At 68.4% G+C, this 25,183-nt stretch carries 21 protein-coding genes; 13 read left to right on the forward strand and 8 right to left on the reverse strand.

Annotated features, from left to right (window positions below):
• Positions 1-137: 137 nt before the first annotated feature.
• Positions 138-935, reverse strand: a complete 798-nt coding sequence (locus ACIBO1_RS23720; RefSeq protein ID WP_396750086.1) for an SAM-dependent methyltransferase — start codon at positions 933-935, stop codon at positions 138-140.
• Between the two features lie 162 nt (positions 936-1,097).
• Here ACIBO1_RS23720 and ACIBO1_RS23725 point away from each other — a divergent pair, with 162 nt between their 5' ends.
• Positions 1,098-1,664, forward strand: a complete 567-nt coding sequence (locus tag ACIBO1_RS23725) for a hypothetical protein (RefSeq protein WP_396750087.1) — start codon at positions 1,098-1,100, stop codon at positions 1,662-1,664.
• A 10-nt stretch (positions 1,665-1,674) separates the two neighbouring features.
• Here ACIBO1_RS23725 and ACIBO1_RS23730 read toward each other — a convergent pair whose 3' ends face one another.
• Genes ACIBO1_RS23730 through ACIBO1_RS23740 form a run of 3 tightly spaced genes read right to left on the reverse strand, consistent with a single transcriptional unit; the run spans position 1,675 to position 4,818 of the window.
• On the reverse strand, positions 1,675-3,192 hold the full coding sequence (locus ACIBO1_RS23730) for a multicopper oxidase family protein (protein ID WP_396750089.1): 1,518 nt from the start codon (positions 3,190-3,192) through the stop codon (positions 1,675-1,677).
• Entirely contained in the window at positions 3,189-3,623 is a 435-nt protein-coding gene (locus ACIBO1_RS23735) for a hypothetical protein (protein WP_396750091.1), read from the reverse strand. The genes ACIBO1_RS23730 and ACIBO1_RS23735 overlap by 4 nt, the downstream gene beginning before the upstream one ends.
• Positions 3,616-4,818 (reverse strand): FAD-dependent monooxygenase, encoded by a 1,203-nt coding sequence (locus ACIBO1_RS23740; protein ID WP_396750093.1) that lies wholly within the window; start codon positions 4,816-4,818, stop codon positions 3,616-3,618. Before ACIBO1_RS23740 ends, ACIBO1_RS23735 begins: the two co-directional genes overlap by 8 nt.
• 63 nt (positions 4,819-4,881) lie before the next feature.
• On the opposite strand from ACIBO1_RS23740, the gene ACIBO1_RS23745 reads away from it, so the two are divergent.
• Positions 4,882-5,367 (forward strand): MarR family transcriptional regulator, encoded by a 486-nt coding sequence (locus ACIBO1_RS23745; protein ID WP_396750095.1) that lies wholly within the window; start codon positions 4,882-4,884, stop codon positions 5,365-5,367.
• Positions 5,368-5,492: 125 nt separating this feature from the next.
• On the opposite strand, the gene ACIBO1_RS23750 is transcribed toward ACIBO1_RS23745, so the two are convergent.
• Positions 5,493-6,266, reverse strand: a complete 774-nt coding sequence (locus tag ACIBO1_RS23750) for an HD domain-containing protein (RefSeq protein ID WP_396750097.1) — start codon at positions 6,264-6,266, stop codon at positions 5,493-5,495.
• A 115-nt stretch (positions 6,267-6,381) separates the two neighbouring features.
• Between ACIBO1_RS23750 and pglW the strand changes: the two genes are divergently transcribed.
• The 5 genes from pglW (at position 6,382) to ACIBO1_RS23775 (ending at position 14,487) form a co-directional block, all read left to right on the forward strand.
• The gene (gene pglW, locus ACIBO1_RS23755) at positions 6,382-10,812 is read left to right on the forward strand and encodes a BREX system serine/threonine kinase PglW (protein WP_396750099.1); all 4,431 of its coding nucleotides are present in this window, start codon (positions 6,382-6,384) and stop codon (positions 10,810-10,812) included.
• 210 nt (positions 10,813-11,022) lie between these two features.
• Complete coding sequence (locus ACIBO1_RS23760) at positions 11,023-11,976, forward strand: DUF559 domain-containing protein (RefSeq protein WP_396750101.1); 954 nt, start codon at positions 11,023-11,025, stop codon at positions 11,974-11,976.
• 50 nt (positions 11,977-12,026) lie between these two features.
• Entirely contained in the window at positions 12,027-12,815 is a 789-nt protein-coding gene (gene brig1 / locus ACIBO1_RS23765; protein WP_396750103.1) for an anti-phage DNA glycosylase Brig1, read from the forward strand.
• A gap of 131 nt (positions 12,816-12,946) precedes the next feature.
• Positions 12,947-13,618, forward strand: coding sequence for a hypothetical protein (locus ACIBO1_RS23770; protein ID WP_396750105.1), 672 nt, complete (start codon positions 12,947-12,949; stop codon positions 13,616-13,618).
• Between the two features lie 5 nt (positions 13,619-13,623).
• Positions 13,624-14,487 carry a hypothetical protein gene (locus ACIBO1_RS23775; RefSeq protein ID WP_396750107.1) on the forward strand — a complete coding sequence of 288 codons (864 nt, stop codon included), beginning with the start codon at positions 13,624-13,626 and terminating at the stop codon, positions 14,485-14,487.
• Between the two features lie 240 nt (positions 14,488-14,727).
• On the opposite strand, the gene ACIBO1_RS23780 is transcribed toward ACIBO1_RS23775, so the two are convergent.
• A complete protein-coding gene (locus ACIBO1_RS23780) occupies positions 14,728-15,006 on the reverse strand; it encodes a DivIVA domain-containing protein (RefSeq protein ID WP_396750109.1) in 279 nt (92 codons plus the stop codon).
• Between the two features lie 320 nt (positions 15,007-15,326).
• On the opposite strand from ACIBO1_RS23780, the gene ACIBO1_RS23785 reads away from it, so the two are divergent.
• The 6 genes from ACIBO1_RS23785 to ACIBO1_RS23810 all read left to right on the forward strand — a co-directional run bounded on the left by ACIBO1_RS23785 (position 15,327) and on the right by ACIBO1_RS23810 (position 23,864).
• Positions 15,327-15,566 (forward strand): winged helix-turn-helix domain-containing protein, encoded by a 240-nt coding sequence (locus tag ACIBO1_RS23785; RefSeq protein ID WP_396750111.1) that lies wholly within the window; start codon positions 15,327-15,329, stop codon positions 15,564-15,566.
• 71 nt (positions 15,567-15,637) lie between these two features.
• Positions 15,638-19,231, forward strand: a complete 3,594-nt coding sequence (gene pglX / locus ACIBO1_RS23790; RefSeq protein WP_396750113.1) for a BREX-2 system adenine-specific DNA-methyltransferase PglX — start codon at positions 15,638-15,640, stop codon at positions 19,229-19,231.
• Entirely contained in the window at positions 19,228-20,406 is a 1,179-nt protein-coding gene (locus tag ACIBO1_RS23795; RefSeq protein WP_396750115.1) for a hypothetical protein, read from the forward strand. The genes pglX and ACIBO1_RS23795 overlap by 4 nt, the downstream gene beginning before the upstream one ends.
• A gap of 276 nt (positions 20,407-20,682) precedes the next feature.
• Positions 20,683-21,888 (forward strand): AAA family ATPase, encoded by a 1,206-nt coding sequence (locus tag ACIBO1_RS23800; RefSeq protein ID WP_396750116.1) that lies wholly within the window; start codon positions 20,683-20,685, stop codon positions 21,886-21,888.
• A complete protein-coding gene (locus tag ACIBO1_RS23805; RefSeq protein WP_396750118.1) occupies positions 21,885-22,538 on the forward strand; it encodes a hypothetical protein in 654 nt (217 codons plus the stop codon). The genes ACIBO1_RS23800 and ACIBO1_RS23805 overlap by 4 nt, the downstream gene beginning before the upstream one ends.
• 126 nt (positions 22,539-22,664) lie before the next feature.
• A complete protein-coding gene (locus ACIBO1_RS23810) occupies positions 22,665-23,864 on the forward strand; it encodes a DUF262 domain-containing protein (RefSeq protein ID WP_396750120.1) in 1,200 nt (399 codons plus the stop codon).
• Positions 23,865-23,965: 101 nt separating this feature from the next.
• On the opposite strand, the gene ACIBO1_RS23815 is transcribed toward ACIBO1_RS23810, so the two are convergent.
• Both ACIBO1_RS23815 and ACIBO1_RS23820 read right to left on the reverse strand, forming a co-directional pair.
• A complete protein-coding gene (locus ACIBO1_RS23815) occupies positions 23,966-24,469 on the reverse strand; it encodes a hypothetical protein (RefSeq protein WP_396750122.1) in 504 nt (167 codons plus the stop codon).
• A 41-nt stretch (positions 24,470-24,510) separates the two neighbouring features.
• A complete protein-coding gene (locus tag ACIBO1_RS23820) occupies positions 24,511-24,999 on the reverse strand; it encodes a hypothetical protein (RefSeq protein ID WP_396750124.1) in 489 nt (162 codons plus the stop codon).
• Positions 25,000-25,183: the final 184 nt, after the last annotated feature.

Consider the following 25,183-nt stretch of genomic DNA (forward strand, 5'->3'; position numbering starts at 1 on the left):
CCGCACCGGCGCTCTGCCGGTGGGTGCTCGACCGGAAGTCAGGCTATGGTCGGGCGGCTGACCTGCGCTTCTCGATTCCTGACCGGTCTGTGCACCGGTGACCGACCGGACCACCCTGCGGGCCCGGCGGGTGAGGTTCAGGGCTTGCGGCCCACCGCACCGTACGCGTCGATCGCCACCGCGTCCGGGTCCGCCGGCCGCCACAGCGGGATCGGCACCAGGCCCGGCTCGACCAGCGTCAGCCCCTCGAAGCAGGTGCCGAGCTGCTCGGGGCTGCGCAGGATGTACGGCACACCGCCGCTCTGGGCCAGCCGTTCCGCGCCGGAGACGACCTCGGGGCTGGTGTCAGTGCCGTCCCAGAGCACGAGGTGACTGCCGGAGGCGGTGGCCTCCATGGTCCGGCCGACGATGGCACGGATCACGTCCAGGTCCGGCTCGTAGCCCATCACACCCATGTACATCACCGCGACGGGCTGGTCGAAGTCGAGCGTCTTGGCGGCCTCGGCGAGGATCTTCTCGGGGTCGTGGTAGTCGGCGGGCACGTACGTGGTGACGCCCTCGGAGGTGGTGCTGGACAGCAGCGCGCGGGCGTGGACCAGCACCATCGGGTCGTTGTCGACGTAGACGATGCGCGAGTCGGGCGCGATGGCCTGGGCGACCTCGTGGGTGTTCTGCATCGTGGGCAGGCCGGTGCCGATGTCGAGGAACTGTCGGACGCCCGCCTCGGCGGCCAGGTAGCGCACCGCCTGGATGAGGAACTTGCGCGACTGCTGGGCCATCACCACGATCTCGGGGTAGACCTCCGCCACGGCGTCACCGGCGGCCCGGTCGGACTGGAAGTTGTCCTTCCCGCCCATCCAGTAGTTCCAGATCCGGGCGGCGTGCGGCACCTCGGGCTGGAGCTTCGCGGCGAGTTCGGGATCCGGGCTGGCCATGCCTAGCTCCTGTCGACGGGATCGGGTGACGGACCTGTGCTCGATTGGATCATCGTATCCAGGCTCCGTCCACTGTCGAAGGTGAACATACCGCCTCGGGCGGGAATCCCATGCCCCTCCACCTTGCCCGCAGGTGGCAGTCTTCGGGTGGTGGGAAGCCTGATGGCGCAACTGCCTGCCCTGCTCGGTGTGCTGATCGGCACCGTCGGCACGATCGTCGCCACATCGCTGGCCGACCGGTCGCGCTGGCGGCGTACCCAGACGGTGCGCTGGGACGAGCGGCGACTCGACGCGTACGCCGAGTTCGCGCGGGCGCTCAAGGAGGTGCACGCCACCTCCGGCCGGCTGTTGCCCGGATGGCGAGGGGTGCCGGTGGACCGCGAGCGGGAGCTGGCCAACCTCGTCGAGGCCGACTTCCGCCACACCCTGGCCTGGGAGAACGTACTGCTGCTCGGCGACGGTCCGACGGTGACCGCGGCACGGGCGTGGCGCGACGCGGTCTGGGCGATCGAGCGCGTCGCCCAGGGCAGGCCCACCGACGACCTGCCGGCGCTGCTGCACCGGGCCAACGAGGCCCGTGACCACTTCTACGACGCGGCCCGGAACGGCCTCGGTGTGGGCGGCGGTTCGGTCGCCCAGGCCACCCTGTTGCAGGGCCGCCTGGGCGACCGGGACCTCCCGTCCACCGCGACCCGGCCCCCCGTCGACCGCCCGGCCGGGTCGCGGTGACGCGGCCGGGTCAGCCTCCGTGGTCGTGGTGGAGCGCGCCCGGTGCCTGACCGGGCTCGACGACCACGAACTGCCCCATCATTCCCTGGTCCTCGTGCCACAACAGGTGACAGTGGTACATGTACGGCACGGTCGGGTCCGCGTACTCGGTGAACCGCATGATCAGCCGGAACCGCACCTCCGGCGGGAGATAGATGGTGTCCTTCCACCCGGCGAGTTCCGGCGCGGGTGCCCGGCCGTCCACGCTGAGCACCTGGAACTGCACGTCGTGCACGTGGAAGTTGTGCGGCTGATGGTGGCCGTTCCAGACCTCCCAGACCTCGGTGGTGTCCACCGTGACCACGGTGTCGATCCGGTTCATGTCCATCGCCTGGCGGTTGATCAGGTTGTTGCGCAGCTCGAACTGCCTCGTTGCGACAGCTGAGGAAGGATCCAGCGCGTCGATGCGCGCCAGCCGCGTCGGCAGCGCCGCCGCCGGCGTCAACCGGGTCGCCGCCCGCAGCAACAGGACGTCCAACGTGTCGGCCGCGCCGACGCTGCGCTCCCGGCCCGCCGCCAGACCGAGCTGCTGCGGGTACGACCGCAGCGTCGTCGTCTCACCCGCCGCCATCGTGACGACGACCTCCACCCGTTCACCCGGAGTGAGCAGCACACGCGTCATCTCGACGGGCGCGCGGAGCAGTCCGCCGTCGCTGGCGATCACGGCGAAGCCGCGACCGTCGGCGAACCCGAGCGAGTAGCTGCGCGCGGTCGAGGCGTTGAGCAGCCGCAACCGGGTGCGCTCGGCGGTGACGTCGAGCACCGGCCCGACCGTACCGTTGACCAGGATCGTGTCGCCGACCATGCCGTTGTCGCGCCGGGACGTCTCCAGGAGGCGACCCTTCGCGTCGAAGGTCTTGTCCTGGACGATGACCGGGATGTCGTCGACGCCGTACTCCCGGGGCAGGTCCAGCGCGGATTCCTCGTCGTCGTCCACGATGAACAACCCGCCCATGCCCCGGTAGACGTGCCGTTCGGTCTTCCCGTGCGGATGCGGGTGGTACCACAGCGTCGCGGCCGGCTGGTCGACCCGCCACGACGGTGACCAGACACCACCGGGCGGCACCATCTGGTGCGGTCCACCGTCCGCGGCGGCGGGCAGGTGCATACCGTGCCAGTGCAGCGTGGTCGCCTCGTCGAGCCGGTTGGTGAAATCGATCCGCACCGTCTCGCCGCGCCGGGCCCGCAGCGTGGGACCGAGCAGCGGCCCGTTGATCCCCCAGGTCTCCGCGTCGCCGCCGGGCATCAGGGCGGTACGACCGGCCTGGGCGGTGAGGTCGAAGACGGTCACGCCGTCGCGGCGGGTCGGTCGGGCCGGCTCGGGAATGCGCAGCGGGTTGCGGAAGTCGACCGTGCCGGAGGTGTCGATCGGCCCCCTCGGCTCGAAGATGTCGCAGCCGGCGACCGAGGCGATCGCGCCCGCACCGACCCCTAGCGCGCCGAGCCGCAGCAGGGCGCGGCGGCTCATGCCGGGGGAGGGGCGGCTCACGACAGCGCCTTTCGCTCGGCCCTGACGCCTGTGGCGCGCGGGCGTCGGAACAGGGTGATGCCGCAGAGCAGCAGCGAACCGAGGAGGATGCCGACACCGAGCGGCACGTGGATCACCAGGATGTCGGCGTACCCCATGCCGAGCTGGAAGGTCTCGGCGGCGAAGAGCAGCAGCGCCAGCACCGGTGCCCAGAGGGTGCCGCCGCCCGGACGCCACCACAGCACACCCAGCGGGATCAACGCCATCGACAACGACACGATGACGCCGCCGTTCGCGCCGTGCAGCAGCAGCGCCGTGCCGTCCCCGTCCAGGCTCCAACCGGCCAGGAAGGGTTGCAGGCAGGCCAGGGCGGCGTGCCCGACGACGCCGACGACGAGCAGCACCCGCACGATCCGGTTGAGCACCCTGATCCGGGTCGAGGGCTCAGGCACGCGTCGCCCCCGGACCGTACGGAGACTCCGGCAGCTGCGGGACGCGATAGGCGTACTGCTCGCGGGCGGCTTTGGCGCCCATCCGGAGGAAGAAGCCCAGGGTGAGGTCGCGGAAGAGGTTGCCGGCGGCGGAACTAGCCTTGCGGTCGCCGATCTGGCGGCCGAACCGCACGATCTTCTCGGCGCGGCTCTTGCGCTCGGCCACGAAACCGGCGAAGGCGGTCTCCGGCCGGTGCCCCTCGCCCAGGTGGCGGGCCAGCACCACCGCGTCCTCGATGGCCAGGCTCGCCCCCTGGCCGGTGGACGGGCTGACCGCGTGCGCGGCGTCGCCGACGAGACAGACGGTGCTCGTGTGCCAGGCGGGCAGGTCGGGCAGGTCGTACAGCGGCCAGGCGCCGAGCGAGCGGTTCGCCGCACCGAGCACGGCCCGCACCGGCGCGGGATCATCGGCGTGCAGCTCCCGGATCCTCGTCATCCAGTCCTGGTGGTCGAGATTGTCGAACTCGGTGCGCTCCGGCTCGTCGCGCCGGGGCACGTTGGTGAACCAGTAGGCGAGCGAGTCCCGCACCACGAAGCCGAAGAACGCCCGGTGGCCGAAGTACATCTGTTGGCGGCTGGTGTCGGGCAGGTCCACCGTCGTCCAGCCGCCGCAGTCGACGATGCCGGTGTACCTCGGTCGGGGCGCGTCGGGCCAGGTCAGTCGCCGTACCCTGGACCAGATCCCGTCGGCACCGATCACCGCGTCGACCTCGACGGTCTCGTCGTCGGCGAAGACGGCGGTGACCCCGGCCGCGTGGTCGCGCAGGTCGACCAGGCGCGCGCCGAAACGGTAGCGGGCGCCGGCCGCCTGGGCGCGCCGGGTGAGTTCGGCGTGCAGCCGGGCCCGCCGGAGCACGACCCCCCGCGCACCGTACCGGTCGAGGTCGTGCTCCCCGGCCAGCTCCGCGATGCGCCGGCCCCGGGCGTTGTGCATGTCCAGCCCCGACACCTCGAAGCCCTCGGCGGCGCTGGGCACGTCGCCGAGCCCGATCGCCCGCAGCGCGTTCACCCCGTTGGGCGCCAGCGTCAGGAAAGCACCGCCCAGCGCCGCCCGGCTGTGGCGAGCCTCCACCACCAGTGGGTCGAGCCCGGCGTGCCGCAGCGCGACGGCAAGTGTCGCACCGGCGATCCCCCCGCCGACGACGAGAATCCTCATGATCAAGCCCCCGTTAAAATATTTCGTTCGACCGAACGAACGATTGGAAGTTAGCATGGTGCCATGAGCGGGTCAACGCAGGAGGAACCGGCCCGAGCCGAAGCGCTGGGCGCGTTGGCCGACTCCGGCCGCCTGCTCAGCACGGCGATGGTGCTGTTCCACACGAACCTGTCCCGGCGGGTCGGCCTCGGCCCGACCGAGGAGAAGGTCCTCGAACTCGTCCAGCGGCACGGTCACCCGTCGGTGAGCGAGCTGGCCGAGCAGACCGGCCTGGCCAAGAACTCGATCAGCGACGTCCTCGACCGGCTGGAGAGCAAGGGCTTCGTCACCCGCGAACCCCACCCCCGCGACGGCCGCAAGGTCGCCATCGTCGCCACCGAGGAGGGCATCGCCCGGATCGGCCGCCTGTTCATCGGCATGATGACCCGACTCGGCGAACTGAACGCCGAGTACCGCACCGAGGAGTTGGCGCTGATCGCCGAGTACCAACGCCGCGCCGCCGAGATCCAGGCCGCCGAGGCCCGAAACCTGGCCGACGGCACCGCCTGACCGGCGCTGATCGCCCGGGGTTGGTCACCCGGCCGGTGGGGTGAGACCGGGTGGGGCGGGTGTGCCGGTCGGGTGAGGTGGCTCGGCCGGGGACCGGTCAGGCCGGTCGGGTCGGGTGGTGCCGGTCAGGCGGGGTGGGCGGGTTGGTCGAGGATGGCGCTGAAGCGCTCCTCGGCCAGGTCGAGCTGGTCGAGGATGTGCCGCCGCACGGCAGGGAGAAGCGGAGTGTCAGTGCGGGTGACGAGATCACGGTAGGCCGGCACCAGCGGCCGGTACTTCCGCGCCAACGACTCGACCTTCGGCCCGACCGAATGGATCACGCCGACGCCGTTGTCCGTGAAGTCGGAGATCTTGATGACCCGCGCCCACGGCTCCCGCTCCAGGCTGGCGGCGACGTGCTCGTGGTACTGCTCGTCGCGGTCCCGCCCCGGATCCCACGGCGGATTCGTCACCGCCGCCACCAGCCGCGCCACCCGGGGCCCGAACCGCTCCGCGAGCACCTCCAGCGCCGCCCCGGTCTGGTCGGACACACTGGGTTTCCTTGGTTCTCCTGGCTCGGACCCGCTCGGTTCGTCGGCCCCGCACCCGGCCAGCTCGGCCGGGTGGTCCTCCACCGCGTCGTGGAGCAGCCCGGCGACGATCACGTCGACGTCGCGTACCTCGTAGTAGTGCACCATCCGGATGGCCACCCGGAGCAGGTGGTTGACGTACGGCTCGCGGGATCGTCGGTCGTCCCGGTGCAGCCTTGAGGCCAGTGCCAACGCCTCGTCGAGGCGGTGTCGGGCGTACTCGTCGAAGACCTTGATCTCCAGCCGGAACCGCTCCCGCAGACCGGCCTCGCCGTGCATCTCGGTGATCGCGTGCATCGGCATGGTGACCAGATACGGTGGCAGTTCCATCCGTCTCTTATAACCGATCGCCCCCACCGGTAGGGGGACGGCTGGTGCGCCCCGAACCACTCGGCGCGCCGCCTGGCCCCCTCGATCGTGACACCGTGCCGCATAGGATCTGCCCATGCAGGAAGGCCGGTGGACGACGATCACCCCCTCGCAGTTCGCGCACGAGCGGGAGGCGCTCGCCTACGTGCAGGCGCTGCTGCCGGACACCGAGCCCTACCGCGCCTGGTCGAACTTCACGTTCACCGCACAGACCGGACACCCCTACGAGGTCGACCTGCTTGTCGCCGCGCCGGGCGGGCTCTACCTGATCGAGATCAAGAGCTGGAACGGCCGGCTCACCTCGAGTGGTTCGAACTGGCTGCTGCACGGCCCGAGCGGTACCCGCACCTTCGACAACCCACTGCACCTGGCGGACGCCAAGGCCAAGAAGTTGAAGTCGTTGCTTCAGGTCGCGGCGGGACAGCGGAAGGGGCCACGGATCAAGGTCCCGTTCGTACAGGCGGCGGTGTTCCTCTCCAAGCCCGGTCTGCACATCGGGCTCTCCGACCATCACCTGCACGGCATCTATGGGCCGGACCCGGCGCCCGGCCGCGAGCCCGGCCCGCTGCCGACCATCGGCTCGCTCCTGCAGCGTCCGCCGCAGGACGAGAAGTACCGGGTCACCAAGGAGGTGTCCGGGGCACTACCCGATCTGCTCGGCGCGGTCGGTATCGCCCGCAGCCGCAAGCACTACCAGATCGGCTCCTGGGAGCTGGAGACCAAACCATTCGACCTGGGGCCCACCTGGCAGGACCACCACGCCCGCCACCGTGACCTGGAGCGGGAACGCCGCCGTATCCGCATCTATCTGGTCGAACGCAACGCCGTGCAGGCCGAGCGGGCGAGCATCGAGCGGGCCGCCAAACGTGAGATGACGGTGCTGCACGGCATCAACCACCCGGGCATCGTCCGGGTCGACTCGATGGAATCGCACGAGGCCGGGCCCGCCCTGATCTTCCGCCACGACCCGCGGTCGATGCGGCTGGACCACTACGTCACCCAGTACGGCGAGAAGCTCGACCCGCTGACCCGCCTGGCGATGATCCGCCAGCTCGCCGAGGCGGTGGCGTACGCCCATGGCCGCCGCCTACACCATCGTGCCCTCTCCGCCCGCAGCGTCCTGGTCGCGCCGGGACGAAAGCGTCGGGGCGGCAGCGACGAGGAGGCGTGGCTGGTCCCGCAGGTGCAGATCAGCGACTGGCAGGCGGCCACCCGAGCCACCGAGTCGGTCGGAGGCAGCAGCGCCGACCCGGTCACGCTCTCCTCGCACGCCTCCTCCCACATCGAGCTGTCGGCCGAGGCGTACCTGGCTCCGGAGTTGACCGCCCCCCGACCGGATCCGGTCGCGATGGACGTCTTCGGGCTCGGTGTCCTGGCGTATCTGATCCTCACCGGGCAGCCGCCTGCGGCGAAGCGGCAGGAGTTGTTGTCGCGGATCGCCCGCGACAACGGCCTGCGCCCCTCGTCGGTGGCCGACGGGATCACCGAGTTCGCCGACGAGCTGATCCAGGCCGCCACCGCTCCCATCCCGGCCCAACGCCTCACCACCGTCACCGACTTCGTCGAGATGCTCCAGGTGGTGGAGGAGGAACTGACCGCCCCGCCACCCTCCGTGCATCCTGCGGCGGCCGAACCGGAAGACGTCGACCCGCTGGAGGCGCGTGGCGGCGAGCGGGTCGACGAATGGACGGTCAGGAAGCGGTTGGGCACCGGGTCGACGTGCCGGGCCTTCCTCGTCCACAACGAGCGCACCGGCAGGGACGAGGTGCTCAAGGTCGGTCTCTCCGACGAGAAGGGGGCTCGGCTCGCCCACGAGGCCCGGGTCCTTCGACCGCTGACCGACTCCCGGGTGATCCGGCTGGCCCGACCGGAGCCGCTGCAGATCGCCGGCCGTACGGTGATCGTCCTCGAACACGCCGGTGAGCTGACGCTGGCCCGCAAGCTCCGCGACGACGGCCGTCTCACCGTCGACGAGCTGGAGACCTACAGCGACTATCTGTTCGGTGCCCTCGACTACCTGGAGGGCGAGGGCGTCTACCACCGGGACATCAAGCCGGACAACATCGCCATCCGGGTACGCCCCAACCGCACTCGCCAGCTCGTGCTCTTCGACTTCTCCCTGGCCGGCGTCTCTGTGAAGGAGTTGGCCGCCGGCACCCCCCGCTACCTCGACCCGTTCCTCGGCACGGCGAGTCGGCAGGTCTACGACAAGCACGCCGAGTGGTACGCCCTCGCGGTGACCCTGCACGAGATGGCCTCCGGTGAGCTGCCGGTCTGGGGCGATGGTGGCACCGAACCACAGCTCACCGAGGGGCCCCCGGTGCTCGCGGCCGAGGCGTTCGACCCGGCGATCCGCGACGGCCTGGTGGACTTCTTCCACGAGGCGCTGCACCGCGACCACCGTCGTCGGTTCGCCACCCTCAAGGACCTACGCGACGCCTGGCAGCAGGTGTTCCGCCGCTCCGACGCGAGCACCCCGGTCGGCACCGAGCACCCGGAGATCGAGACCGAGGAGCCCGACGAGAGGGCCGCCGAGAAGGCCCGCGAGGAAGCCGCCGGCAAGGCCACCCGCGCCACCGCCCTGGAGGCCGCCGGGCTCACCCCCCGGGCGGTCTCCGCCGCCCACCGGGTCGACGCCACCACCGTCGGCGAGCTGCTGGCCGTCGGCAACAACACGTTCGCCACGCTGCCCGGCCTCGGCGCGAAGACGCGTAAGGAGTTGCAGCGCCGGGTCAAGGAGTGGCGTACCCGGCTGGGGGAGCGCGAGACCGTGCCCACCTCGGGCGCCGCCCGCAAGGCGGCCACCGTCGAGGTCACCAGCGAGACCACCACGCCGAACCGCGACACCGACCTGGTACGCGTCGGCCTCGACGCGATCGCCACGCTGCTCGTGCCCGGCAACAACGGCCGCAACGCCGCCGAGGTGGAGGCCACCCGGCTACTGCTGAACCTGCCGGACGCCACCGGCACGCTACCCGCGCTGCAGCTCTGGCCGCAGCAGCCACAGGTCGCCACCGCAGTCGGGGTCAGCGCCGGACGGATCGCGCAGATCCTCGGCAAACAGCGCAAGCGGTGGCAGGACCTGCCGGTGGTGGGCAGTGTGCGTACCCAGGTCATCGAGCTGTTGCGCGACGGCGGGCGGGTGATGGGGGTGGCCGAGCTGGCGGCGGCCCTGCTCGTCAGCCGTGGCTCGGTGCGTACCGGCGACGAACTGCGGCGCGCGGTGGCGGTCGCTGCCGTGCGGGCGGCGGTCGAGATCGACGCGCTTGAGGACGAGCCGCGTCTGCTGCTGCGCCGGCACGGCCGAGCTGACATCGACGGCAAGCCGCACAAGGACGGCGACCGGCTGCTCGTGGCGCTCGAAGCGGGCGAGGACGACGCCCCGGACACCCCGGCCGCACCGGCCCTGCTCGACTACGCCGACGCGCTCGGCAAGGCGGCCGACAAGCTCGCCGCCAGCGAGGTGCTGCCCAGCGCGGCGACGGTGCTGCGTACCCTCGCGGCGGTGACCGCGCCCGGCGGCGCGGCCGACGCGATCGACGACCGGCGACGGGTGCTGCTCGCCGCCGTGGCCTCGGAACGGGCCGCCGCGACCGCCCGGCTGGAGCTGTACCCGCGCAACCTCGACCCGGTCCGCGCGCTGCGGCTGGCCCAGGCCGGCGTGCTGCCACCGGCGACCAGCTCCGAGGGGCAGCGGGGCCTGACCCCGGATCAGGTCGTCCAGCGGGTGACCGCCCGGTTCCCCGAACTGGAGGCATCGCTGCCGCCGCACCCGAAGTTGGACCGGCTGCTCGCCGAGGCCGGCTTCGAGCTGCGCTGGAACCGCGACCACTACGTCCCGCCACCACCGCGCGCCGGCTCGTCGTCGATGTCGATCGTCCAGCGCCGCCCCTCGGCCACGAACGCACCGAGCCGCTGGGCCGCCGAGTCCCCCGAGCTGGCGGAGGCGATGCGGGCCGAGGAGCGACTGACCGGCGCCAGGTCCGCCGGAGGATTCCGCGCGCTGACGGTACGCCTCAACCGGTATGCGCTGGCCCGCCAGGAACTGGCCCGACGTTTCGACGCCCGGCCGGTCAACGTGGCGACGGTGTTCCTGCGTGAGCTGCGCGGCCTGGTCGACGCCCGGCCGAAGCCCACCTGGGAGACGGTGCTGGGCGCGGACGTCGCCGAGGCGGGCTCGCGGAGCGCCATCAAACTCGGCGAGTACGTCGAGCAGGCGTGGCACCTGGCGGTGCCGTTGCTGCACGCCGAACTGCGCGTCGACGCCGGGCCGGTGCTGCTGCACGACGCGGCAATGCTGGCGCGTTACCGGGCGATGGAGCGGCTCCACGAGTTGGCGGACGCGGCACGCGGCGGGGCGGGGGAGCTGTGGCTGCTCTGCCCGATGGAGGACCCGGGCACGCTGCCCAAGCTGGACGGCGCGGTGGTCCCGGTGGGTGACAACGAATGGATTGCCCTCCCCGACGCCTGGGCCGTCAACGCCCACCGCAGCTCCGCCCCGGTCTGAGCTGATCGTGGCGGTTCCTTCGATCGTGGCGGTGTAGCTGCTCGACACGCCGACGCGTGAACAGCCACACCGCCACGATGACGCCCACGAGCGGCGTGCGCCGTAGCAGATGGTGGTAGGTGGTGGGGGTTGTCCACAGCGGGCCCGTCGTCCACAGGTGTGGCGCTTCGCCGTTGCGGGACGTTGGCGTGGGGCGGCACGGTCGGTGGCATGGATGCGGTGTTGGCGGAACTCGTGGAGCGGGGCCGAGGGCTGGTGACCCGATCCGTCGTCGAGCAGGTCGTGCCGGAGTGGATCCTGCAACGGGCGTGCGCCAACGGCGACCTGGTGCGGGTACTCCCCGAGGTGTTCGCGGCAGCGCACCTGCTCAATGCCCGAATCGAACGCGCCGCCACCTCGCCGCTCACCCGGATCGGCCCCGCCCTCGGCCGCCGCGCGGTCGCCGCCTGGGTGGGCGGGCGCGGCGCACTCAGCCACCTCACCGCCCTCGACGTGTGGGGGCTGCGCCGACAACTGCCCGGAGACCTGCTGCACGTGAGCACTCCGGTTGCCTGCGGCCTGCGAAGCTGGCCCGGAGTGCGGGTTCACCGACGCCGTCACCTCAGCATCGCCCCACCGACGTCGCGGATACGTCAGGGACTGCCGGTGACCACCATCGAGCGTGCCCTGCTCGACTCCTGGCCGATGCTGCCCCGGAGCGAGCAACGGACGCCGATGATCAGCGCGGTCAACAACCGGCTGACCACGCCTGAGCGGCTGCAAGCTGCGCTCGACGGCACGACACGGGTGCCTGGCCGAGCAGTGCTCAGCACCCTGCTGGCGCGGCTCGCCGAGGGCTGCCGCAGCCCGTTGGAGATCTGGGGACACGAGCGGGTCTTCACCGGCCCGGGCATGCCGACGTTCCAGCGGCAGGTGCGAATCCAACTCGGCCGCCGCAACGTCTACCTCGACCTTTACGCCGAACCGGAACGCGTCAACATCGAACTCGACGGTGCCACCACCCACGGCGATCCACGACAGCGCGAGATCGATCTGCGCCGCGACGCCCAACTGGCAGCACTCGGCATCCTGGTAGTCCGTTTCGCGCATCGTCGGCTCGTGTTCGAGCCGGAGGCGGTGCGCCGGGAAACCCTCGCCATCCTGGCCAGGCGGCGGCCGCCATGATCCCCGGAGCCCTCTGGCTCTGTCCGTGCGATGTCGCTACCGTCTCGGCCATGGCGATCTCCGCGCGGCAGCGCGTCGCGGCCTTCTGGGATGCCCATGTCGAGGCGTGGCTCGGCGGTGACGACCACCTGCCGCAGCAGATCGAGGAATGGTTCGACTCCTACGTGGGTGCCGGACCTGGCGAGGTGACCCGAGCGGGTTTCCCGGAGCCATACCACGGTGACCTGCTCGGCCTGGAGCACACGCCGCGGATGGTGGTGCTCGGTCTGAACCCTGGCGAGTTCCGGCCCCGCTTCCAGGGGCGGGACGGCATCTTCGCCGAAGAGATCAGGCAGCTCGGCGCATACAGCACGTGGGCCACCACCTGCCCCTACAACCGGCCGCCGTGGACGCTCCCTGAGGAGATGGGGCGTAACAAGTACTACCTCGCCCGGCTTGAGTTCACCCGGCGCTGGCTCCAGGATCCGGACGCTGACCACCGTGACCTCTTGATCTTCGAGTGCTACCCGTGGCACTCGAAAGCCATCACCGCCCCGCTGAAACCGCCTCCGCGCATCATCGAGGAGTTCGTGTGGCAGCCGCTCGCGGAGCTGCCGGTGCAGGATGTCTTCGCGTTCGGTCGGCCGTGGGACGGCGTCGCCCTGGCGCTCGGGCTGCCGGAGTTGGGCAGGCTGGGTGCCGGCGGCACCGACTACGGATCAGGGGTGCCGAGTCGGGCGGTACGTCTGTACGCACTGCCGTCCGGCCAACGGCTCGTAATCGAGTGGCACGCGGGTGCGGCCGGGCCGCCGAGTGCGAAGGAGACCGTCCTCCTCCGCGAGGCGCTCAGTCGAGGCTGACCGGTGCGGTCGGTGGAGGCCCCTGCCTGATCGGTTGTTCCGTAGCGTGGCTGCGTTCGGTCACCATGTCCATCCGGATCGTCGTGGCCGGACCATTGTGGTCGGACCGGTGGGACAGGGGAGGAGCACAGGTGCGAATCGCGGGAGCGGTGACGTTGGACTCCGTGATGGAGGAGTTGCGGGCCAAGCGGAGGGTGTTCCACTCGGAGGCGGACTTCCAGCACGCCTTCGCCTGGGCGGTCCACCGGATCGACGCAGCCGTATCAGTCCGGTTGGAGGTGCGGCAGGAGAAGTCCGAATACCTCGACCTACTCTGTTACGGCCCGAACGGACGCACCGCGATCGAGTTCAAGTACTTCACGGCCCGCTGGGTCGGCACCGACCCGGGGACGGACGAAGAGTTCCGGCTGCGTGGCCATGCCGCCACCGACCTGGCGCGGCGAAACTTCGTCTTCGACGTCGCGAGGCTGGAGCGATTCTGCCGCTCCGGCGATACGGCGACGAACGGCCTCGCGATCCTCCTGACCAACGACCGCACCCTGTGGAACGCACCGCCGCCCACCCGGACCACCAGGGACCAGGAGTTCCGTCTCCACGACGGCAGGCGGCTCACCGGCACTCTTCGGTGGGGACACGACGGCAGCCACCATCTGCCGAACCAACGCGACCTGACCGGCGACTACGTCCTCAGGTGGCGGGACTACACCGACCTACCCGGCAGCAACGGCCGGTTTCGATGGCTCGGCGTACCCGTCAACGACCTCGACGCACCGGCGGTGCTCGCACCGGACACCACGGGCTGAGTCCGATGTTCGCGGACAAGGCGTCCCGCCTCGCCAGTGACCCGGCTGCGACCGCTCGCCGGATCGAGAGTCTTCGTCGTTACCTGATGGCGAACGTTCTCGCCGAGTCGGGTGCCTGCGTGTGCCGGAGTCTCGACCGGTGCCGGCGCAGTGCCCTTCGTGACCGAGCCGGCGCGGCGCGGCCGAACGCGGCCTTCGCCGCCGGCCAGCTCTCCCACGTGGGTCGGCACTACGACCTGCGGCTCGGTGACCGTCCGCTGCGCATCCTGGTCATCGCCATGGAGACCGGCCGACCGCGCGAGGGCGTGAGCTTGGACGAACGGCACACCAAGGTGATGACCTCCGCCGCAACCGCCTTCCCCTCCCGGAACCCACACATGAGGGGCGTCGCCAGCGCGCTGCGGCTCGCGGTCGGCCGAGATCCGGGACCGGACCGAAACGGGGAACTACTTCGCCTTCCCGGCCGGCTCCGGTCCGTGCATCTGTTCGACGCCTACGCCATGGCGAACCTGCGCCTGTGCTCGGCCACGGTGGCCGGAAGCGCGAAGTCGCTGGGGAACCCGACCATGAGCCGCAACTGCCTGCCACATCTGTCAGCGACCGTACGGATTCTCGAACCGACGTTGTGCATCGTGCAGGGAGTCGAGGTCCACCGGACTCTCACCACGGTGATGAGTAACCGCCGTCGGCTCGGATCGCACCTCGAACGCGCCCGGATCGCTGGAGTGGACACGCTGGTCGCCGCCTTCACCCATCCGTCGGCGATGCGCCTCACCGACCACTGGGGGCGACTCACCTCGGCGCCGTACCTGGACGGGACGGTCGTGCCGACACTCCGCGCGGCCCACCAGCTTCACCGCGCCGGCTGACCTGGCGAGGGGGAGCGGGCACCGAGGCGGGACGCAGCCCGGCGAGTTGGACGTAGATCTCGCGTTTGGCGGTGGCGTTGCCGCGCCGGTCGATGACGTACCCGGTCAGCCAGATCCAACCGTCGTACGCCTGTCGGTCGCTGGTCGAGACGACGCGTAGGGTCAGCGCCCGGCCCCCGGCGAACTGCACCGACGCGCGACCGTCGATCCAAAGCAGGTCGCCGGGGACCGGGCGCGCGGTCACCAGCGGGCCTGATTCGGTGGTCGGCAGTGCCGGGCGTGCATCGACTGCCAGTCGCGCAGCGCCCGCTTGAGCCGCTCGTTCTCCTGGGCGAGCGTGCGGACCTGCCGGTGCAGCTCGGCCAGCTCGTCGCCGACCGTGGCCTGGAATTCGCGTACCTGATCGGGGTCGACACCACGGCGACGCGGGGCGAACGTGTGGTTGCGTACCTCGTGCGGGGTCAGTCGGGTCAGGCGACCGGCCCCGTAGGGCTGGCCACCTCGATACACCTGGGCCACGACGATCCTTTCCTCGGGGCAGGCTGGAGCGCGGAGGGTCGGTGCGGTGGTGCGTGGAAGGGCGGACCGTGCGTGGCCGGCGTCCGCACGGCCCGCCCGCTCGGCCGCCGCAGCCCAGTTCGGCGGTACGACGACAGAGCAGCTCACAGGGTCGGGACGGGCACGCGCACCCGCCCCGACCAGGGGGATGAGCCGAACTCGTTGCCACGCGAGGAGCGGCTCGCGTCCAACACTAACGGCTTAGTCGTTTAAGTCAACCACTGATTGTTGTCGTTCGTGGGCGTTTCGTGATCGAATTGGCGAGCCACGCAAGGAGCGCCATGCCTACAACGCCTGACTACATCCGTATCGCTGACGACCTCATCGCTGCTGTCGAGGCGCGGAAGCTGAAGCCGGAAGACAAGCTGCCGTCGATTGCCCAGATGGCGGCGGACTACAAGGTGGGCACGTCCACCATCCAGATGGTCTACGTCCGGCTGGAAGCGCTGCGGGTCATCCGACGGCACCAAGGCAAGGGGGTCTTCGTGACCGATCCGAAGACCTGGATGCGGGAGCCGTAGGTAGCGGCTCGGCGACGGAAACGGACCTTACGGGTGCCCCGTCCCGTGAGCGGGACGGCTAGAGTCGTCGCGTGGTCGACCGGAAACTGCTCTTGTCGGACCTGCAGAAGCAGGTCAAGAATCTGGAGAAGGACCTGCGGGAGCAGGCCGAGACGGTCGGGGAGGTGCACTCCCGACTGCGTGGCGAATACGACCACGCCTTCAAGGTCGGCCGTACCGCCGCCACCTGGACAGCCTGGCGCGACGAGCGGGTGACACAGGTCGCCGTGGCCTGGGTGCTCGGCACCGTCTTCGTGCGCTTCTGTGAGGATAACGGCCTGCTACCCGACCCCTACCTGGCCGGGCCGGGCGACCGCCTGGTGCTGGCCGAGGAAGCCGAGGCGCAGTTCTTCCGCGACCGGCCGGAGGAGACCCTGCGCGGCTGGGTGGAACAGGGCTTCGACGCCATCGCCAGCACCCAGGCAGGCAAGTCACTCTTCGACAAGCGGCACAACCCGCTTTACCAGATTCCGCTCTCCCACGACGAGGCGAAGAACCTGATCGGCTTCTGGCGTCGACGCGGCGAAGCAGGCGACCTGCTGCACGACTTCACCGACCCCGAGTGGGACACCCGATTCCTCGGCGACCTCTACCAGGATCTCTCCGAAGCCGCCCGCAAGACCTACGCCCTGCTCCAGACGCCGGAGTTCGTCGAGGAGTTCATCCTCGACCTGACGCTGACCCCGGCGATCGAAGAGTTCGGCCACGACGTGGTCAAGATGATCGACCCCACCTGCGGCTCCGGCCACTTCGTCCTAGGCGCGTTCGAGCGACTGCTGAAAGAGTGGGAACGCCACGCCCCCAACCGCGACCCCCACGAGCGCGTACGCCTCGCCCTCGACGCCGTCCACGGCGTAGACATCAACCCCTTCGCGGTAGCCATCGCCCGCTTCCGCCTCCTGGTAGCCGCCCTCCGCGCCAGCAACGTCAAAACCCTCGCCGACTCGACCGTCTACACCTTCCCTATGCACCTCGCCGTCGGCGACTCCCTAATTAAGCACCGGGCTGGCACGCTTTTCGGCGATGACCCGATGACAGAATTCGCCTACGCCACGGAGGACGTGCAGGAGAATACTGGTATTCTATCCCCTGGTCGCTATCACGTGGTTGTCGGTAACCCTCCCTACATTACCGTCAAAGATCGCAGGCTGGCTGAGGCATACCGAGACATGTACGACACGTGTTACAGGGAGTATGCGCTTTCTGTCCCGTTCGCACAGCGATTCTTCGAGCTGGGCATTTCAGCCGATGCGCGTGGCGAAGGCGCCGGCTATGTTGGACAGATCACCGCCAACTCGTTCATGAAGCGTGAGTTTGGCAAGAAAATGATTGAGTTGCTATTTGCAACACGCGTTAATCTTACCCACATCATTGATACCTCGGGTGCCTATATCCCCGGACATGGAACGCCGACGACGATCCTGGTAGGCCGGAACACCAATCAACGCCGAGCGGGCGCTATCCGAAGTGTTATGGGTATCCGAGGTGAGCCAACTACTCCGGCGAACCCGAGTGAGGGGCGCGTGTGGCGGGCGATCGTCGAACAGATCCATCGCCCCGGTTCTGAAAGCGAGTGGGTAAGTGCCGGAGATGTCGACCGTGCTGCGTTTAGTGCTCACCCGTGGAGCGTAGCTGGCGGTGGCGCGAGCAAACTTCGGGCGGGGATTGAGTTGGCGGCGGGGCAGGTTCTCGGATCTGCGGTTCAAGGGATCGGTTTCGGCGCTGTTACCAGGGAAGATGGCGCCTACATGGTTGGAAGCGGCTTTCTTCGTCGCCGGAGAATCCCTGACGACTACGTGCGCCCTATTGTTGAAGGAGATGCGACCCGAGATTGGGTAATTACTGGCCCGGTCGGGTCGATTTGGCCCTACCGGGCGGAAAGCCTTGCTGCGGCCGCAGAATCGGTAGTATTGGCCGCGCTGTGGCCGTTGCGACGGATATTGTCAAATCGGGTGGCCTACGGTAGTGATCAGTTGGCGCGTGGTCTGCAATGGTTTGAGTACTCAATGTTTTTTGTTGACCGTTACCGGCTGCCGCTCTCGATCGCGTTTGCTGAGGTGGCGACGCATAACCATTTCGTGTTGGATCGAGGTGGGAGGGTATTTAAGCAGACTGCCCCCGTTATCAAATTGGTAGAGGGTGCCTCCGAAGGTGACCATGTTAGGTTGCTCGGCCTGCTCAACAGTTCGACCGTCTGTTTCTGGCTTAAGCAGGTTTGCCACAATAAGGGGGAGGGTGGGGGTGCTCGAGTCGATGCTGGATATGCGGCGATGGGCAGTGAAGATTGGAAGAATCATTTCGCGTTCAACGGAACAAATGTCCAGCGAATTCCCCTACCGTCGGCGTACCCGTTGGAACTTGCTCGGGAGATTGATGGGCTGGCGCAGCGGCTTGCTGGGGTGAGTCCGGCGGCGGTGGCGGGGTCTGGGGTGCCGACGCGGGAGCGGCTGGATGCCGCCGCCTACGAGTGGCACGCCACCCGGGGGCAGATGATCTGCTTGCAGGAGGAGTTGGACTGGCAGGTCTACTCGCTCTACGGGCTGCTGGACGAGGAGCTGACCGCGCCGGAGAGCGTCCGGCCGCCGATGCTGTCGCTGGGGCAGCGGGCATTCGAGATCGTCCTCGCTCGAAAGATGCGTGACGAGGGGCTGGAGACACAGTGGTTCGCACGGCACGGCTCGACGCCGATCACCGAGCTGCCGGCGCACTGGTCGGACGAGTACAAGGCGATCGTGCAGCGGCGGATCGCGGTCATCGAGGGTAACCGCAACATCGGTTTGATCGAGCGGCCGGAGTGCAAGCGGCGGTGGGCCACCGAGGGCTGGGACAAGATGCAGGCCAGGGCGCTGAGGGACTGGCTGCTGGATCGGTGCGAGGCGCGGGAGCTGTGGTATCACCACGTCGACGGGTTGGAGCAGCCGCGCCCGCTGACCACCGCACAGCTCGCCGACGAGTTGCGCCGCGACCCCGACGTGCTCGCCGTCGCCGAGTTGTACGCACCCGGTCAGGATCTCGGCAAGGTGATCGCCGACCTGGTCGCCGACGAGCACGTGCCGCACCTGGCGGCGCTGCGCTACAAGGACTCCGGCCTGAGCAAGCGCGCCGACTGGGAGCAGGTGTGGGACCTGCAACGGGCTGAGGACGCGCTGCCCGACGAGGCGGCGAAGCGGGAGTTCCGCAAGCAGATCCCGGTGCCGCCGAAGTACACCTCGGCGGACTTCGCCAAGGCCAGCTACTGGAAGCACCGGGGCAAGCTCGACGTACCCAAGGAACGCTTCGTGTCGTACCCGGGTGCCGGCCGCGACGGTGACCCGTCGCTGCTGGTCGGCTGGGCCGGCTGGGACCACCGCGAGCAGGCCCAGGCCCTCGCCACCCTGATCGTCGCCCGCGAGCAGGAAGACGGCTGGGCTCCCGACCGACTGCTGCCGCTGGTCGCGGGGCTGCGCGAGATCCTCCCCTGGGTACGCCAGTGGCACGGCGAGTTCGACGCGGAGTGGGGTTCGTCGCCGGCCGAGATTTATGCTGGCTTCCTCGCCGAGACGACCAACCGTCTCCACCTCACCGACGAGGCACTGACGTCGTGGCGTCCGCCCAAGACCACCCGGGGCCGGAAGGCAAAGCAGTGAGCGTTTCCATCCAGGCCAACGAGACCTGGTGGTTGCCTGAGGACGTCGCCCACGTCGAGTGGTGGCTGACCGGTCGCCGGAAGTCCAGGCTGTGGCAACTTACCGACCCGGCCACACTCGCCGAGTGGGTCTTCGCCGAGCCTGTTCCGGCAGCGCTCGCCCCCGCACCGGCACAGATCGCAGCAGACTGGCGGGATGGACTGGACGCCAAGCAAATGTTCTCGTGGGCGCTGATGGGCTTCGTGATTCGGATGGCCGTGCCGGAGGCGCTGGCTACCGCAGGTAAGCACTGGCACGTGGCCAGGTTCGATCTGGGCGACGGGCCGATGCTGCGACTGACCGTCGGTCCGCTGGAACTCCTGTGCCTTCGCGAGGATGGGGGAGAGGTGTGGCTTCGGCTGGCCAAGCTGCCGCTCGAACTCGCGAACGAGGCCGGCGTGTTGGACACCGAGAACGACTGGCCCATGCGGGGGATCGAACGCCCGGACGACTCGACCGTGACCTTTGAGGACGACAAGGTTCTGCTCCGCTGCCCGGACGACGGCAAAGCCCTCGGGCTGCTTCTGCGCCGACCGATCATGGTCAGCCTTCGTATGCTTGCTGCCGGGCTGTCCACGAAGAACTACTCGTTCCAGCGCAAGGACCGGCGTGACTATGCGACCAAGGCGTGGCAGGCGGGCGAGGTGTTGTGCGCGGTGTGGGCTGCTGTGCACGCCGGCTCTCCTGCCACCGGGCAGGGTTTCGACCGACCGTACGCAGCGCCCACTGCGCCAGAGCTGATGCCGAAACAACGGTCGTATGACGGAGGTGCCTACCTCGCAGGTCTGCGTGAACACGATCGACTCTGTCAATTGTTGATCATGCACTTGCGAGAGTCGGGGCTCCCTTCGGGGGCCGGCCTTCATGGCATTCCGGTGGATCTGGCATGGCGTGACGGGCAGGGACGACAGTTCATCGCCGAGGTCAAGAGCGTGATCAACGGCAACGAGAGCGAGCAACTCCGGGTCGGGCTTGGTCAGGTTCTGGAGTACCGGCATCGGTTGGCGCTGCTGGACGTGCAGGTCACCGCTGTGCTGCTGGTGTCGCGATACGGCGATGAGGCTTGGCTCGGTGCTTGCGCCGATAACGATGTCGTCCTTCTGGCCGACGGTGACCTGCCGGGTTGGACCGCCTGACTATCGCTGCAGAGCGGCGGTGGCCTTGACCGAGTGGCTTCCAGCTCAGCGTAGGCGATGAGTACCGGGTTCTGGAGTGCGACGGCGATGCGATCCTCATCGAAGTGCTGAACGATCGCGACAACCCGTACTTTGTGTCTGGCGAGTTCCTGCGGACGATCTCGGACTTCCCGGCAGAGGACACCGGCAACGTCTCGACAGGCGACTGATTCCATTCGGCCAAGGTGGCAGCCATGTCTCGCTGTGACGGTATGAGCGACGGGGTAGGCTTCCGCCGTGGCCGACCGGCGTCCCCTGCATCTGCTCAGACTCAAGGTATCCAACTTCCGCAGCCTACGGGACGTGGAAGTCAAGCTCGCACCGTTGAACGTGCTCGTCGGTCCGAACGGCGCGGGGAAATCCAATCTCCTGGATGTCATCGCGTTCCTGGGTGACGCCACCAGGGACGATCTTGAGCCTGCGCTCGAACGCCGTGGAGGGTTCAGCCGCGTCCAGTTCCGAGGTGGACTCGCGCCCGAGCCGTTTGTCGGCATCGAGGCGGAGACGGCCGCCGGCGATCAAGGAGCGGCGACCGACACGTACGCCTTGACCTTCACTTCGGTGCGCGATGTCCGGCGAGTCGATCGGCCGGTCCTACGTCGTACCGAGAAATTCACGTTCAAGGACCACGCAGCGGTCGAACGGCAGATCACGATCGACGGCGGAAGGATCATTTTCAGCGGACCGGGTGAGCGCGAGTCAGCGGTCAATCTGCGGGAGGGCTCCCTCGGGCTTGCCTTGTTGCCGAGAATCAGCCCGGACGATGGCGGCGAACAGGTCGAGGCGTTGGCGAATCTCTTCGCCAGCTTCCGGGTCTTCGATGTCGACGTTGCCGCCGCCCGTCGTCCCTCCGAGCAGCAGGTCAGTGAGCGCCTCCTGAACGACGCCAGCAACCTGGCACCCTTTCTCGCGTACCTCGCGCTTGAGCACCGCGACCGATTCGCGTCGTTACAACGGGATGCGCGGGCGTTCATCCCCGGCCTGCAGAGCCTTGAGTTCACACCCATCGGTGGGGCGGGGCACGGTGTGGTGCTCAATCTGGTCGAGACGGGGCTGCGGGGCAGCACACACCTGCAGGAGGCTTCCTACGGGTCCATTCGTGCTCTGGCGCTCCTCGCGCTGCTCTACGACCCGGCGCCGCCCCGCCTCACCTGCATCGAGGAAATCGACCACGGGCTGCATCCGCATATCCTGGATCGCCTGGTCGAGTTGCTGCGCCAGGCTTCGGAGCACACCCAGTTCCTGATCGCGACGCATTCGCCGGCCCTTGTCAACCGGCTCACCCCCGAGGAGCTGATCGTCTGCGAACGCGGTGAGGATGCCGCCTCGCGGATACCAGCGGTCGATCCGGAGACGGTCCGGGCGATGGAACGCGAGTTGCACGGCGAGATCGGGCTCGGGGAGCTGTGGTTCTCGGGCGCTCTGGGCGGGTGCCCCGAATGAAGTCGAAGCCGACGAAGCAGCGCGCTCAGACTGTGGTGATCCTCGGCGAGGACGACAATGACCGGCAGGCCATCGCCGTCCTGGTGGCAGCACTGCGGACGGACATTCCTCGCGCCAACCTCAAACCGTTGCGGAAGCCGATGGCGCTGGTGCGGAACGTGCCGCCAGGAAGACTTCCGGGCCACGCCACCCGCGTCTCAGCCGTGCTGCGGGCCTTCAACGTGCGAACGCCGATCCGCTGCGTACTCATGCACGAGGACGCCGACGAGGTGGAGCCGGCACACGAGGCGCTGATTGCAAAGATCGAGAGCGCTTTCCGTTCCTTGCCGTGGCCCGTGCACGCGGTCGTGCCGGCGTGGGAGATGGAATCGTGGTGGTTCCTGTTTCCGGATGCCGTGCAGCAGGTGCGGCCGAGCTGGCAGCCACCGAGACAGTACGCGGGTCGCGATGTCGGCAAGATCCGGAACGCGAAGGAAGAGCTGAAGAAGGCCGTCCGGCCGCCGGGCGCGGCAGCGAAGTTCCAGACTTACGTCGAAGCGGACAGCGTCCAGATCGCGGAGAAGATCGCTGGAAGCGCTGAGCTCTCGCGACCGAGTTTTGCTCGGAGCGGGAGCTGGCAGGCATTCCTGGAGACTGTCGCGCGTCTCTAGGGTTGTTCTGTCGCGGATGCGACACAACGCCTACTCGGTCGCCCAGCGGGGCGAATCTCCTTCGAAGTCCGTTAGGCTCGTCCGGCCCAGGTTCACCCGCCCCCGGTCGAATCGACTGGTGCCTTCTTGATCGAGGTTGAGCACGTGTCCGATGCCACGGAAGAGATCGTCGAGGAGTTGGACTCACTCGGTCACCTGACGGGTGTCGAGGTGGAGGACGAGTCTGACGGCGCAGGCAGCGGGCCGGAAGACCTGATCCGGATGCCCTTCGATCCAGAGCTGATCGACGTGATCACCAAGAACACGACGGTCGATCTGTTGCTCTCACGGGTGCGGACCCGACGGGTCGACTTGCAGCCGGACTTCCAGCGTCGAGCGGGGATCTGGCGTAACCAGGCCAAGAGCCGTCTCATCGAGTCGCTCCTGCTGCGCATCCCGCTGCCGACCTTCTATGCGGCGGAGACCGACGACGAGGCGTGGGCGATGGTGGATGGCATCCAGCGCCTGACCACGATCGTGGAGTTCGTCGAGCCGGAGGCCATCGATGCTGAGCCGCTGCGACTCCGCGATCTTGAGTACCTCGGCAAGGACTACGACCAGGCGACCTTCGCGGATCTACCGGGGCGCCTGCAGACCCGACTTCGCGAGACCGAGCTGATTGTGCACCTGATCAGGAAGGGTACGCCGGAGGAGGTCAAGTTCAACATCTTTGCCCGGATCAACACGGGAGGCTTGCCTCTGTCGCGCCAGGAGCTGCGGCACGCCCTCATCCCCGGCGAAGGGCGGCAGATCCTGAGGGAGTGGGCAGACTCCGAGGCGTTCAAGGCGGCGACCGGCAATGGGGTCCGTAGCGACCGGATGGCCGACCGCGAGATGATCCTTCGTTTCCTCGCCTTCCGGCTGGCCAACCCGTGGTCATATACGGAAGACGACTTCGATGCGTTTCTCCGCAGCTCCATGCGTGCGCTTAACGAGCTCTCTGCCGAGGAGGTCGACGAGCTGTGGGAACAGTTCGAGCGTGCGCTGCACGGGGCGTACGAGATATTCGGCGAATACGCCTTCCGGAAGGTGGACCGCAAGGGGGGCAGTCGGCGGATGCCCATCAACAAGGCTCTCTTCGAATCCGTTGCGGTCAGTCTGGCAGATCTGTCAGAGAGTGAGATCGCTGTTCTGGTCAGGCGTTATCGGCGAGTCGAGAAGAAGTTCCTCGAACTCATGTCGGATGTGGACTTCCAGGCCGCGATCTCGCAGGGAACCGGCGACCCTGCGAAGATCCGCTTCCGCTTCGACGCGATCCGCCGCCTCTTTGCCTCCGCAGCGGAGTAGGCGGCGGTCGCCAACCTGTCTTCTTATCGTTACCTTGGCATAATTCGGCACTTTCGCGCGCGGATGGGCGGCGTGGGCCTTGCTGTCCTGGCCGGGTCTGGTCAAATCAGGGTTCGGATAAGGACTTGTCTTGCGTCAGCGGCGTTCCAGCCGTAGGGGTGCCCAGTAACGCCAGCTTCTGCAAATTTCTCGCGGCTCTTACGCGCGATGGCGGGTAGGCTCTCGATGATTCCCTGCATCATCCCTGGAATGTCGTACAGCGCCGCCGCAGGCGTACGATGTTGCACCAAAACGGCCCAGCCTGCCTCGCCGTCCTGGAGGAAGTGCGGAAAGGTGGGGTTGTTGCGAGTGCGCTCGTTGCAGACGCGGAGAATCTTAAGAGGATCCTGAGGGAGATCCTTAAGGACTCCCGAGGCCAGGTTCAACATGGACTCGGTGCCGCCAGCGGAGACCGAGATCACGACAAATTCTGCCGGCCCGAACGGGATTCCCACCCCGACCCCCATCAAGAACGGATCGATCTCGGTGTACCGCAGACCGATTCCGTTAAGGGTGCCCTTCACCCGCTCGAGTTGTAGCTTTGCCAGATCCAGTAGGTCGTCCATCGGCTACTCCTTTGTCGACCGTGCAGGAGAGGGTTGCGTCGTCATTGGTCTAGGACCCGCTGTGCTGCCGCCCTCACCTCTGCCGAGATTGCGTATTCGGCACCCAGGACGTCGATCGCACACTTCATGCGGACGTCGCCGATCCTCACGGATCCGCTGAGATTGCCGACTACCTGCTGATTCACGGCATGGTCGGGCAGAGCCAGCACCGCGATGGTGTAGACCTCCTGGACGGCTTCGGTCGGCGGGGGCTCCAACATCATGTCGGTCGTGTCGGCCATGGTCACCTTGTCGCGGAGCTGGGTGTCCCAGATGTTCACGAACAGGGCCACAGCGGCGATGAGGGGCACGTCTCCTGTCGTTCGTGCCTCCCGACAGACAGCGGTGAGCCATTGCCATGGGCGGTCGATGCCCGACTCGCCGGTCTGCTGGGTGTTCCGAATCGCGGCTACCAAGTCCGCTGGGCCGCCCCCGGCGTGCGACACGGCGAGTGCTGTCTGCCGCATTCTCGCGTCGTCACCGACCACCACGAGAAAATCATGGACGACTCGCCGGGCGACATCCAAATCCTCTCGGGTCGCCGGCGGTGGCGGTGGCGGCGGTGGCGGATTCCTCTGGGGCTGCTTATCTTTCCTGCTGAACAGACCCACCTATTCCTCCACGGTGTGGGATTGGCTCGCCGAGCACGAAGCATGAGCGGTCGGCCCGGTCTGA

This window comes from Micromonospora sp. NPDC049903 (assembly GCF_044460945.1).
In the GTDB taxonomy this organism is placed as follows: domain Bacteria; phylum Actinomycetota; class Actinomycetes; order Mycobacteriales; family Micromonosporaceae; genus Micromonospora.

Bases quoted from the DNA above. Each gene is read 5' to 3' on its own strand.
- ACIBO1_RS23720 (WP_396750086.1), bottom strand. From the start codon at position 935: ATGGCCAGCCCGGATCCCGAACTCGCCGCGAAGCTCCAGCCCGAGGTG.
- ACIBO1_RS23725 (WP_396750087.1), top strand. From the start codon at position 1,098: ATGGCGCAACTGCCTGCCCTGCTCGGTGTGCTGATCGGCACCGTCGGC.
- ACIBO1_RS23805 (WP_396750118.1), top strand. From the start codon at position 21,885: ATGAAGTCGAAGCCGACGAAGCAGCGCGCTCAGACTGTGGTGATCCTC.
- ACIBO1_RS23785 (WP_396750111.1), top strand. From the start codon at position 15,327: ATGCCTACAACGCCTGACTACATCCGTATCGCTGACGACCTCATCGCT.
- ACIBO1_RS23740 (WP_396750093.1), bottom strand. From the start codon at position 4,818: ATGAGGATTCTCGTCGTCGGCGGGGGGATCGCCGGTGCGACACTTGCC.
- ACIBO1_RS23815 (WP_396750122.1), bottom strand. From the start codon at position 24,469: ATGGACGACCTACTGGATCTGGCAAAGCTACAACTCGAGCGGGTGAAG.
- pglW (WP_396750099.1), top strand. From the start codon at position 6,382: ATGCAGGAAGGCCGGTGGACGACGATCACCCCCTCGCAGTTCGCGCAC.
- ACIBO1_RS23745 (WP_396750095.1), top strand. From the start codon at position 4,882: ATGAGCGGGTCAACGCAGGAGGAACCGGCCCGAGCCGAAGCGCTGGGC.
- ACIBO1_RS23750 (WP_396750097.1), bottom strand. From the start codon at position 6,266: ATGGAACTGCCACCGTATCTGGTCACCATGCCGATGCACGCGATCACC.
- brig1 (WP_396750103.1), top strand. From the start codon at position 12,027: ATGGCGATCTCCGCGCGGCAGCGCGTCGCGGCCTTCTGGGATGCCCAT.
- ACIBO1_RS23775 (WP_396750107.1), top strand. From the start codon at position 13,624: ATGTTCGCGGACAAGGCGTCCCGCCTCGCCAGTGACCCGGCTGCGACC.
- ACIBO1_RS23760 (WP_396750101.1), top strand. From the start codon at position 11,023: ATGGATGCGGTGTTGGCGGAACTCGTGGAGCGGGGCCGAGGGCTGGTG.